Genomic DNA, 12,161 nt, shown 5'->3' on the forward strand with positions numbered 1-12,161 from the left:
AGCATTGTACAGCTATTGTATTTAAAAGGTCTGTATAGTGCTTTTTTCTGTTATCAAATTAAATATTGTTTAAGTAATAAAACAAGAATGGATATTTTTAATTTTAAATTTCTAATTGTATATTATCTTTTATAAAAAATGTATTTTATGCTATACTATTCTACGTATTATATTTATTATTTAGGATGCTTGGGAGGTGGTATTTATGTATACTAATGATACTATACTAAAGGTTAGATATGCAGAAACAGACAAAATGGGAATTGTACATAATTCTCAATATTATATATGGTTTGAAGTGGCAAGAGATGAATATATAGAGAAATTAAATATTACATATAAACAACTTGAGGATAAGGGAATAATGATGCCTCTTGTAGAAACTCAGTGTAAATACTTAGAAGGAGCAAAATATGGAGATGAAATTTTAATAAAAACTTCTGTTACAGAAATAAGCGGAGTAAAAGTAGTTTTTAATTATGATGTATTTAGAAATAGTGATAAAAAGCTTTTGGCAAAAGGCAAAACTATACAGGCCTTTGTAAATAGCAATGAATTTAAAATAGTAAATATAAAGAAGAAATATCCTGAAATATGGAAGCTATTTGAAAATCTATAAAGTAAAAGAGGGAATATAATGAAAAAAGCAGTGGTTTTATTATCAGGAGGATTAGATTCAACTACAGCCTTGTATCTGGCTAAATCACAGGGCTTTGAAGTATATGCTATTTCTTTTAATTATGGTCAAAGACATAAAAAAGAAATAGAAGCTGCAAAGAAGGTTGCAGAAAAAGCAGAAATAAAAGAACATATTATAGTAAATACCAATATGAATGCCTGGGGAGGATCAGCTCTTACAGATTCAAATATACAAGTACCCGAGGGAAAAGAAGACAGAGAAGAAATACCAGTTACTTATGTGCCTGCAAGGAATATGATATTTTTATCCTATGCTGCTTCCTACGCAGAAGCTGTTGGTGCACAGGATATATTTATAGGGGTGAGTCAGGTAGATTATTCAGGTTATGTAGATTGCAGAAAAGAATTTATAGATGCAATGGAACTGGCAATAAATAAAGGAACCGTATGTGCCGTGGAAGACAATAAACCTATAAAGATACATGCTCCATTTATGAATATGACAAAAACTGAAGAAATAAAGCTTGGTATCAGCCTTGGGGTGGATTATTCTCTTACTTGGACCTGTTACAATGGCTATGAAAAGGCTTGTGGACATTGTGACAGCTGCTTATTAAGACTGAAGGCTTTTGAAGAAGCGGGATATAAAGATCCAGTGGAATATATGGATAAGTAGTTGAGAAATTTTTAAGTTTATATGATGATTTTGGTTCGTAAATGAGGGAAAGGACGAAACAAACGTCAAAGTGCAAAGTTCAAAGAACAAATATCAGATTTAGAAAAGTGATAGGAGTAAAGTTACCTATTAAGTTAAGAGTTGAAAGTTGAGAGTGATGGATATTTTTCTTCCGTTACACTACAGAAAAATTTAGAATTAATAAATACAAACTTAAAAAAGGAGATTGGTTTATAAAAGGTTTTTGGGCGGTTAGCCCGGTGGTTTAGCAGTGATATTACATTAATATGATGAATCTACGTTGACTGAGTATTAGCATTTAGATAGTTGTTTTTATAGTCCGAAGGACTATAGGATTAATACCTACAATTTTGTATAGTTAAAAATATTTATTTGGTGGCTACTAGACTCGATTTTTCAATCATATTAAGTATAGAAAATATCGATGTTTAGATAGTTATTTGAAAGCTAAGAGCTGTAATACTTCATTTCTAACAAGGTGAAGATAACAGCTTCAACTTCTTCATGTAATTCATCTAAACTTATATTGTATGTAGCTCTTGTTAAGGGGTATTTTATTAATAACATGGTCCTACGGACAGGTCAACAGAATTAACGAATGTTTAGTTATATTTTGAAAAATTTTATTACCTAAGTTAGTTGGCACAGCCGACCTACCGGTCTAAAAACCTATATTGCCATTTAAAATGTTAAATTATTAGTTCTAAAGCTTTTTTCGCAGTACAGCGAAGAAAAAGCATCAGTAACTCTTAATTCTTAATTTTTAACTCTTAACTAATTGTCAATTTTGTTGTAAAAGACAAAATCACCTTATTTGTTTTTTGGACTTTGATATTTGAACTTTTTTAAACTCTCCACTTTCAACTGAGAAAAGGATTGTTTCGTCCTTTTCCCCTAACATGTACTATCTATTTCTCATAAATTTCTATAGGCAAGTCATCGGGGTCGCTGAAAAAGGTAAATTTCTTATCAGTAAATTCATCTATTCTTATAGGTTCCACAGCTATAGATTTACTTTTTAAATATTCAACTGTATTCTCTATACTGTCTACTTCAAAGGAAATATGTCTTAGACCGCAAGCTTCAGGATAGCTTGGCCTTTTTGGTGAGTCTGGAAAGGAAAATAATTCAAGCTGATCAAAATTTCCAACTCGTAGATCTAGTTTATAGGAATCTCTTTCCTTTCTATAAGCTTCATTTATTATAGAGAATCCAAGAACTTCTGTGTAGAATTTTTTTGATTTTTTATAATCTGAACAGATTATTGCCACATGGTTTATTCTATTAAATTTCATATTGATGATATCCTTTCTCTTATTTAAATATTATTTATTTTACTATGTAATACATATTTTTTACTTGAAATTTAGTACATATGGACAAGAATTTTATATATAAATTTTTATAGAGTATAATAGTATAATTTTAGATAATAATATTATACTATAATTCATTTTAAAATTTAAATTGTAAATAATATAGTTTAAAAATAAATATATGAATTTTGTGAAGTTATAATTCTCACAAGTAAAATTTAATATATACAAAATTATATATAGAAGAGGTGAATATATTGAATAAAGCTTTATTTTTAGATAGGGATGGAGTTATAAATGATAATAAAAGGCCCATAAACAATCCAGAAGATTTTAAATTATATGATGGTGTTACAGAAGCTTTAAGAAGAGCAGAGGGAAATGGATTCGAAATATTTGTGGTAACAAACCAAGGGGGTATTGAACTTGGGTACATGACTGTTGATGAGCTCAATAAAATTCATGATAAAATGATTGAATTGTTAAAGCCCTATTGCCATATTAAGGAGATAAAGTTTTGTCCCGATTATCACAAGGACACTGGTTGTAGAAAGCCCTCTCCTAAAATGATATTAGATTTGGCAGAAAAATATGATATTGATCTTGGGAAAAGCTATATGATTGGTGACAGAGATACAGATATAGAGGCTGGAAAAAGAGCAGGATGTAAGACTGGAAAGATAGGTAGGTTTAATGCAGAGGCTGATATAAATGGTAAAGATCTGTATGCTGTAGTAAACAATATAATTAATTGACCTATAATAAAAAATCCGTATCAGTGTATTTAGTTATTTACACTGATACGGATTTTTTTAGGCTATCTTTTTTAAATCATCCTTATGTGAAGAGGTTATATAATAGCCATAGGCTGCTATAATAATGGCTACGGCATAGGGAATATACAGCACAAAGAATTGTGGCAGTATTTGAAGAATTATTCTATCGTGCAAAAACATATCAAAAGCAGTGTGAGCTAATATGGCTCCACCTATGTATACCACAAATGGATGCTTTTTCATAATATTTGCTACATACATGCTTCCGAGAAATATTATTGGTATATTTATAATAAGACCAAAGATAATTAAAAATATATTACCGTTTGCTGCACCAGCTATAGCTAGTACATTATCAATGCTCATAGTTAGATCAGCAAATACAATACTGTAAATGGCACGCCAAAATCCATGAATACTTTTATTTTTTATACTATTATGATCCTGCCTTGGCTTAATGAAATCGAAGGTTATTATTATAAGTACTATACCTCCAACTAACTTAATAGGTAAGCCTTCAATCATCAATATATAGGTTACAAAACAGGAAAATATTATCCTTAAAACAATTGCAAAGATGACTCCTACAAAGGAAGCTCGTTTTGCAAGTTTTAAAGGCAAATCTTTTGTAGCTAAAGCTATTATTCCTATATTATCTCCACTTAACACAATATCTAATAAAGTTATTTTTATTATGCCGCTAATAATTAAAATATAATCATCCATAAATTTCCTCCAGTTTTTTATAATATTAAACTAAAAATATTTATATATAAAATTATATTATAATTAATGGATTTAATGTAATAAAAATCATTTAATTACAAAAAATAAAATATATTAATAATTAGTGAATACACAAATATAATAAAAGTATTTAGCACATTAAATATATTTAATAGGCTAAATACTTTTATTATGTTAAACAATGTATAGTTTTTTCTCAAACTGATTTTTAAAGTCTTCAGTAGAATTTAGAGCTTCTTTAATTTCTATATCAGGTGATTTATCAGAAATGGTTTTTATTATTACAGTATCTTTATCTATGGTACATTCTACATCTTTAACTATGGAAATCATACTTCTATCTAAGCTTTCAGAAATTCTCAGTAGCAGCCCAAGATTTTTTATTATAGTTATATCCTCTTTAGAAATTAATATTTTATATTCAGAATAATTTATTGGAAAGTTGTCATCTCTATGACCTGCTGCTATACAGGCACTCATTACTAATTCCTTATGGGAAATACCATTTATTTGAGAGTTAAGTATCATGTATAGAGAGTGTTTATGGTGAAAGTAATAAGTAATATTTGATCCAATATCATGGAGCATAGCTGAAGTTTTTATAATCCTCTCAAGATTAAAAGAACTTTTTACCAGGGAACTAAGTCCATGGTACAGAGAATTCATTAGGTGATATATGTGTTTAGCATGGTCAATATTACTGTGATGATTTATAAGTATTGTATTAATAGAAAAATCAAGTACATTCTCTACAGGAACATTATTTTTGCATATATGACTATATAAAAGACCTTCTCTTATACCATTTCTGCTTATTATTATGTCTTCAATGGAACAAAGGTCTATTAAAGTTTCAATAGCAGCAGCAGCACCTACAAAGATATCAGCTCTGTCACTGGATAATCCTTTGATTTTTTTCCTCTGAGCATTGGTTTTGGTTTTTACTAAATTATATATTGATATAACATCTGTATTTTTTATATGATAGTTATGCATTAGGTTTAAGGGATAATCCACAGATTTTCTATGAATTTTACCAAGAGTTCTTATACTTCCTCCGATTCCTATTAAAGTAAAGCCTTTAGCTTCTTTAAGCCACTCTAATTTATTAAATTGTTCTGTTAAAAAAGTTTTTAAATCTGTCTCCTGATCCTTTTCAAGGACATCATTAATACCAAACTGTTTAATTAAATTTATTGCTCCAAAGGGAACACTTATACTATTTACAAGTTCTCTATTCTTTACAAGTATAAGTTCAGTACTGGCACCTCCAATATCCATAATAAGAGCATTGTCTATATTCATACTATTTATAGTACTGAAGTAGTCATAATAAGCTTCCTCTGTTCCAGTTAGAACATTTATTTTTAATTCTATATTATTTTCAATTGTATCCAAAAATTCCTTTTGATTTTTAGCACTCCTCACAGCTTCTGTTGCTACGGCAGTTATTTCTGAAACTTCAAAAGCACTGCATATATTTTTATATGTGGCTAGTGTATCTAGACACAATTGGATTTTTTCTTCTGATAGAAATTTATTTTTATCTAATCCTGCTCCAAGTCTTAGGTATTCTTTAAGTTCGTTTATTATACGTATAGAATTATTTTCGCCTATATCTGCAAGTAAAAGACGTACAGAATTGGATCCTATGTCGATTATACCTATCCTCTTGTTCATAAAGTCACTCCTAAATCAATAAATTTATATACTTTTTAATATATACGTAATGTTTCTCTGATATAATATATATTATTTCATAAAATAACTATATTCAATATAATTTTTTTTATTACACAGGATAAACTAACAATAAATGATAATATTTATGGTAGCGAACAACTTTAAGGGGGACAAATAATGGGGAATATTCGAAGAGAAATTGTTGCTGCTTTAGATCTTGGAGCAAATTTTTTTAGAATGATAATTGCTGAAATAAATAGTGACGGTAAGATCAGAATACTAGAGGATCTACAAAAAAATACATCACTAGGGAAAGATACTTTTAGCAAAGGCAGAATAAGCGCAGAAACTATCTATGAAACTTGTGATATATTGGATGGATTCGTAAAACTTATGAAAGATTATGGTGTTAAATTTTATTGGGCCGTTTCAACCAGTGGCATTCGAGAGGCAGAAAATAGAGAATATGTGCTAGAGCAAATAAGGGTAAAAACGGGAATACTAATTGAAGTTATAAATACATCACAGGAAAGATTTTTGGTATTTAAGGCTCTAAGAGATAAAATAGAAAATTCAAGTGAATTTTACAATGAAGGAGCAATGATTTTAAATATAGGTTCGGGTGGAATTGAAGTTTCTGTTTATAGCGAAGGAAGTCTTAAATTTACTGAATATATTAAAATAGGCTCTCTCAGATTAAGAGAAATTTTAGGAAGGCTTGAAAATAAGACTTTAAATTTTTCAGAAATTATGACTGAATTTGTAGAAAGTAAGATTTATACTTTAAGAGAGCAATTAAAAGCTTATAAAGTTAAAAATTTTGTAGGACTTGGAGGGAGTTTTAAATTTCTTTTAAAATTATACTCCAGTGAAGAAAGATATATTTCAAAAGAATCTTTTTTAGATTTTTTTAATAAAATTAAAAATATGACTACAGAGAAAATATGTGAAAAATTTGATATAAATAAAGATGAGGCTAAATTATTACTTCCCTCCACAATAATTTTAATGACCTTTTTAAATATGACTTTAGCTGAAAAAGTACACGTACCGAGAATTTCTCTAAGACATGGAATGCTAATAGATATGCTTAGTAAAAAACTTGATACCAGTAAAAAGAGGATGTTTGATCATGATATTATAAGTTCTGTTTGGTATATAGGGAAAAAATATGGTATAGATAGAGAACATTCAGAAAGAGTAAAAGAATTGGCACTGAAGATATTTGATAAAACTAAAGTATTTCATAGATTAAGTGACAGAGAGAGATTGTTTTTGGAAGTTTCATCTATACTTCATGATGTAGGCAAATATGTAAATTTGAATGAAGATGGCTTTTACTGTTATAATATTATATATTATGAAGAAATACTTGGATTTTCTGATAAGAATTTAAATATTGTGGCGAATGTAGTAAGATATCATGGTGAAGAAATACCTTCGCTTTCTCATGAAAACTATAAAACTCTAAATTTTACAGATAAGATAATTGTATCAAAGCTGGCGGCTATTTTAAAATTAGCAGAGGCTTTAAATATATCAAAGAAAAATAAAATTAGTAATATATCTATAACTATAGAAGATAGAATTTTATATTTTAATCTTGATACTTATAGAGACTGTACTCTAGAAATGTGGAGTTTTAAGAATAATGCAGAATTTTTTGAAGAAGTAATGGGAGTAAGACCTGTAATAAAAATTGAAGCAAGTTCTTAATTCAGGTGGGGATTCTTTTACCCCATCTGAATTTTAGAACTGCAAATGCATGGCTTACTTGGCGTTTAGCTCACACTTGAAGAAAAGCAGAGAGCCCAAATTTTAATTTGGTGCGAATCGCTTTCACAGAGTGCAAGCAGAGAACCAAAATCTTTTTTTGATTTTGTGTGAGGGCTGTACAGAGTGCGTGGGAGACTTACGCCAAGTTAGTCAGGTGAAAAAGTAGAAGTTTTAGAGCTAAAGGAAGGGTGTATTATGGAGTATAAATATGAAAACTTTATTAATAGAGAGCTTAGCTGGCTTGAATTTAACAAAAGAGTTTTAGAAGAGGCGGGTGATAAAAATAATCCACTGCTTGAGAGACTTAAATTTCTATCAATTGTAAGTTCAAATTTAGATGAATTTTTCATGATAAGAGTGGCGTCACTAATAGAACAGGTTCAAGCTAATTTTAAAAAAGTTGATTTTTCAGGACTGACTTCCAGTGAACAGGTTAAAAAGATAACTGAAAAAGTTCATGATATGGTACATAATCAATATGACATATATAAAAGTCTTAAAAGTGAACTTAAAAATGAAAAAATTTTTTTATTGAAGCCGAAGGATATAAATACCGATCAAAGAGAATTTATAAATTCTTATTTTCATTCCAAGATATATCCTGTTCTTACTCCAATGGTAGTAGATAACAGTAGACCTTTTCCGTTAATATTAAATAAGAGTTTAAATATAGCTCTTTTCATTGATGGAAAAGAAGAAGAAAATATTTTTGCTACAGTACAGGTACCCTCTGTTCTTGGAAGAATAGTGGAGTTGCCAAAATGTGATGATGAACAGTGCTTTATTCTTCTTGAGGATATTATAAAAATTCATATAAATGATATTTTTATAGGACACAATATAAAAGCTATGGGATGCTATAGAATTACTAGAAATGCAGACTTAAGTATTGATGAAGAAGGTGCTGAAGATTTGCTGGAGGCTATACAGCAATCTGTAAAGAATAGAAAATGGGGAGAGGCTATTCGTATAGAGATAGAACATGGCATGGATGAAAGGCTTGTTAACCTTTTAAATAAAGAATTAGAGGCTTCTTTCGGAGAAATCTATCATATAAAAGGACCAATTGATCTTACATTTTTATTTAAGTTAGGTTCTATTAAGGGATATGAGAATCTAAAGTATTCTAATTTTAATTCTGTACCAGTACCAGAGTTTATGTCTACAGAGAATATATTTGATGCCATATCTAAGCAGGATATTTTAGTACATCATCCTTACCAGAGTTTTCAATATGTTGTAGACCTAGTTAAAATAGCAGCTAAAGATCCAAAAGTTTTAGCTATAAAGCAGACACTTTACAGAGTAAGTGGAAATTCACCAATAGTAAAAGCTCTAATGGAAGCAGCAGAAAATGGTAAGCAGGTAACAGTGCTGGTAGAATTAAAGGCTAGATTTGATGAAGAAAATAATATAATATGGGCAAGACGGCTTGAAAAAGCAGGATGCCATGTTATTTATGGACTTGTAGGACTTAAAACCCATGGTAAAATTCTCTTAATAGTGAGAAATGAAGATGATGGAATTAAAAGATATGTACACATGGGAACGGGTAATTACAATGATGTAACTGCTAATTTTTATACGGATATGGGATTATTTACATCAAATCCCTACATAGGTGAAGATGCATCTTCGTTATTTAATATGCTTTCAGGGTATTCCATGATAAATGAATTAAATAAACTCTATATAGCTCCTTCAGGGCTTAGGAAAAAATTTATTTCTCTTATAAAAAGAGAAGAAAATAATGCTAGGGAGGGCAAAAATGCTCATATTATTGCTAAAATAAATTCTCTTGTAGATAAGGAGATAATAGAGGCATTATATGATGCATCAAAGGCTGGAGTTAAAATTCAGCTTATTGTAAGAGGAATATGTTGTCTTAAACCGGGACTTAAAGGTGTAAGTGAAAATATAACTGTAATAAGCATAGTTGGGAGATTTCTTGAACATAGTAGAATTTTTTATTTCTACAATAACTCCAATGAGGAAATATATCTGTCTAGTGCAGATTGGATGAATAGAAATTTAGACAGAAGAGTAGAAATATTATTTCCTATAGAAGATATGGAAAACAAGCATAGAATAAAACAATTTTTAAACATTTATTTATCTGATAATGTAAAGGCAAGAATCTTAAATAGTGATGGAACTTATTCTAGAATAAACTATAATGGAAATGAAGACATGATAAACAGTCAGGAATATTTTTCAAAAAAAGCTATAAAACAGATTAAAAAAGCTAAGAAAAAGGAAAATCAACAAAAATTTACCCCTATAACATCCATTAAAAAATAAAGTTTAAAGGAATTTTATATTGACATAAATATAGTTTAAATACTATAATTTAGTATAAACTATTTATTATTAATTTGTTGAAGAGGAGAGTAACTGATAAAAAATTTTTAGCGAGCTGAAGTTGGTGAAAGTTCAGTGATTTTTTATTAAAACCTGTATTTAATGTAAGGTTTATGGATTTATCCATGTGAAAAGAACCTTGGAAAAGCTTCAAAGGGAATTTTTTTCGATGAAAGCCGTTATGCTGCGTTAAAGCATTGAGAGGGCATGATGAATAATGCCAATCAGAGTGGTACCGCGGATTATCCGTCTCTGCAATTTTTTGCACAGACGGTTTTTTTATGTATTGACCAATGAATCTTATTTAGTTAAAGTTTTATTATTTCTAAGTTTGGATGAATTAATCTAGGTAAATGGTAAGATTATAACTTTATAAAAGGTTGTGTTAGTCATCAATTAAAGTATAATTGATTGCTAGTTAATTATATGAGGATTTTAATTTTATAGGAGGAATCTGGATTTTATGGATTATAAGAAAATAATTACAGCAAGAATTAAAGACACTGTAGATTTAGAATTGGAAACTATTGAAAGATTAATAGAAATACCGCCAAAATCTGAAATGGGAGATTATGCATTTCCATGCTTTTCTCTAGCAAAAGCTTTGAGAAAAGCTCCTAATATAATAGCAGAAGATATGGCAAAAAATATATACAAAGAAGGTTTTGAAAAGATAGAAAACTTAGGACCTTATTTGAATTTTTTTGTGGATAAGGCAGTGTTTATGAAAAATACTATTGAAACAGTGTTAACTGAAAAGGATTCCTATGGGTCTTCAGAAGTTGGAAAGGGGAAAAATATAACTATAGATTTTTCTTCACCTAACATCGCAAAACCTTTCCACGTAGGACATCTTTTCAGTACGGCTATAGGAAATTCACTATATAGAATTTTATCTTTTGAGGGTTACAATTGCATAGGAATAAATCATCTTGGTGATTGGGGAACTCAGTTTGGTAAATTGATTTGCGCATATAAAAGATGGTGTGACAAAGAAAAATTAGAAAAAGAGCCTATAAAGGAACTTTTAAGGATATATGTAAAATTTCATGATGAAGCAGATAGAGATTCAAGTATTGAAGATGAAGCAAGAATGTATTTTAAGAAGTTGGAAGATGGAGAAAAAGAAGAAATTGAACTTTGGGAAAAATTCAGAGAACTTAGTTTAAAAGAATTCCAAAAGGTATATTATCTATTGAATGTAAAATTTGATTCCTATGCAGGTGAAAGCTTCTACAACGATAAAATGGATGCTGTAGTAGAAGAAATAGATAAAAAGGGATTGTTAGTAGACAGTAATGGTGCAAAAGTTGTTATGCTGGATGAATTTAATATGCCTCCTTGCATTATAAAGAAATCAGATGGAGCTACCATATATGCTACTCGTGATTTAACCGCAGCAGAGTATAGAAAAAATACCTATAATTTTTATAAAAGTATTTATGTAGTTGGCGGTGAGCAAAAACTTCATTTTAAGCAGGTATTTAAAACTTTAGAACTTATGGGTTATGATTGGGCTAAGGATTGCAATCATGTAAGTTTTGGGCTTGTAAAATTTGCTGATAAAAAGCTGTCCACAAGAAAAGGAGAAGTGATTTTCTTAGAGGATTTATTAAATGAATCCATATCAAAAACCTTAGAAATTATAAATGAAAAAAATCCGGAGCTTGAGAATAAAGAGGAAGTTGCAAAAAAAGTTGGAGTAGGGGCAATGGTATTTACTTATCTCAAGAACAGCAGAGAAAAGGATATAGTTTTCGATTGGAAGGATATGCTCAGCTTTGATGGAGAAACAGGTCCTTATGTTCAATATACTTATGCAAGGGCAAAGAGTATACTTAGAAAACTAGGTAATGGAAGTGGCGAAATAGACTATTCTAAGCTAAATACTTCAGAAGAATTTGAACTTGTAAAATATATAGAAAGTTTTCAAAATGCTATTTTGGCAGCTATAGACAAATTGGAACCATCAATTTTAACAAGACACATTATAGAAATAGCAAAGGCCTTTAATAAGTTTTATAATCTCCATAAAATAGCTACTGAAGAGGATAAGGAAATTAAAAATGCAAGATTAAAGCTTGTAGAAGCAACTGCGCAGGTAATAAAAAACGGCTTAAATCTATTGGGAATAAGTGTAGTAGAGAGTATGTAAATTTATATATA

9 protein-coding genes are annotated in these 12,161 nt (G+C 29.4%); 6 read left to right on the forward strand and 3 right to left on the reverse strand.

All coding sequences use genetic code 11. The features are described 5' to 3' along the window. Window positions 1-205 precede the first annotated feature (205 nt). Window positions 206-619 carry an acyl-CoA thioesterase gene (locus CLPA_RS07600; protein ID WP_003447154.1) on the forward strand — a complete coding sequence of 138 codons (414 nt, stop codon included), beginning with the start codon at window positions 206-208 and terminating at the stop codon, window positions 617-619. A gap of 18 nt (window positions 620-637) precedes the next feature. Further along, complete coding sequence (gene queC, locus CLPA_RS07605) at window positions 638-1,315, forward strand: 7-cyano-7-deazaguanine synthase QueC (protein ID WP_003447152.1); 678 nt, start codon at window positions 638-640, stop codon at window positions 1,313-1,315. A gap of 929 nt (window positions 1,316-2,244) precedes the next feature. Here queC and gloA2 read toward each other — a convergent pair. Further along, complete coding sequence (gene gloA2, locus CLPA_RS07610; RefSeq protein ID WP_003447149.1) at window positions 2,245-2,631, reverse strand: SMU1112c/YaeR family gloxylase I-like metalloprotein; 387 nt, start codon at window positions 2,629-2,631, stop codon at window positions 2,245-2,247. A 269-nt stretch (window positions 2,632-2,900) separates the two neighbouring features. Between gloA2 and CLPA_RS07615 the strand changes: the two genes are divergently transcribed. Then, window positions 2,901-3,407 (forward strand): D-glycero-alpha-D-manno-heptose-1,7-bisphosphate 7-phosphatase, encoded by a 507-nt coding sequence (locus CLPA_RS07615; protein WP_236900396.1) that lies wholly within the window; start codon window positions 2,901-2,903, stop codon window positions 3,405-3,407. 57 nt (window positions 3,408-3,464) lie between these two features. Here CLPA_RS07615 and CLPA_RS07620 read toward each other — a convergent pair whose 3' ends face one another. Next, window positions 3,465-4,154 (reverse strand): YjbE family putative metal transport protein, encoded by a 690-nt coding sequence (locus CLPA_RS07620; RefSeq protein WP_003447145.1) that lies wholly within the window; start codon window positions 4,152-4,154, stop codon window positions 3,465-3,467. Window positions 4,155-4,349: 195 nt separating this feature from the next. After that, window positions 4,350-5,855, reverse strand: a complete 1,506-nt coding sequence (ppx, locus tag CLPA_RS07625; RefSeq protein ID WP_003447143.1) for an exopolyphosphatase — start codon at window positions 5,853-5,855, stop codon at window positions 4,350-4,352. Window positions 5,856-6,035: 180 nt separating this feature from the next. On the opposite strand from ppx, the gene CLPA_RS07630 reads away from it, so the two are divergent. From CLPA_RS07630 to argS, 3 genes are all read left to right on the forward strand, one after another. Further along, entirely contained in the window at window positions 6,036-7,574 is a 1,539-nt protein-coding gene (locus CLPA_RS07630) for a Ppx/GppA phosphatase family protein (RefSeq protein WP_003447141.1), read from the forward strand. 255 nt (window positions 7,575-7,829) lie between these two features. Next, a complete protein-coding gene (locus tag CLPA_RS07635) occupies window positions 7,830-9,935 on the forward strand; it encodes an RNA degradosome polyphosphate kinase (protein ID WP_003447139.1) in 2,106 nt (701 codons plus the stop codon). A gap of 523 nt (window positions 9,936-10,458) precedes the next feature. Continuing rightward, window positions 10,459-12,150, forward strand: coding sequence for an arginine--tRNA ligase (argS, locus tag CLPA_RS07640; protein WP_003447138.1), 1,692 nt, complete (start codon window positions 10,459-10,461; stop codon window positions 12,148-12,150). Window positions 12,151-12,161: the final 11 nt, after the last annotated feature.

The organism is Clostridium pasteurianum DSM 525 = ATCC 6013 (assembly GCF_000807255.1).
GTDB classification, from domain to species: domain Bacteria; phylum Bacillota; class Clostridia; order Clostridiales; family Clostridiaceae; genus Clostridium_I; species Clostridium_I pasteurianum.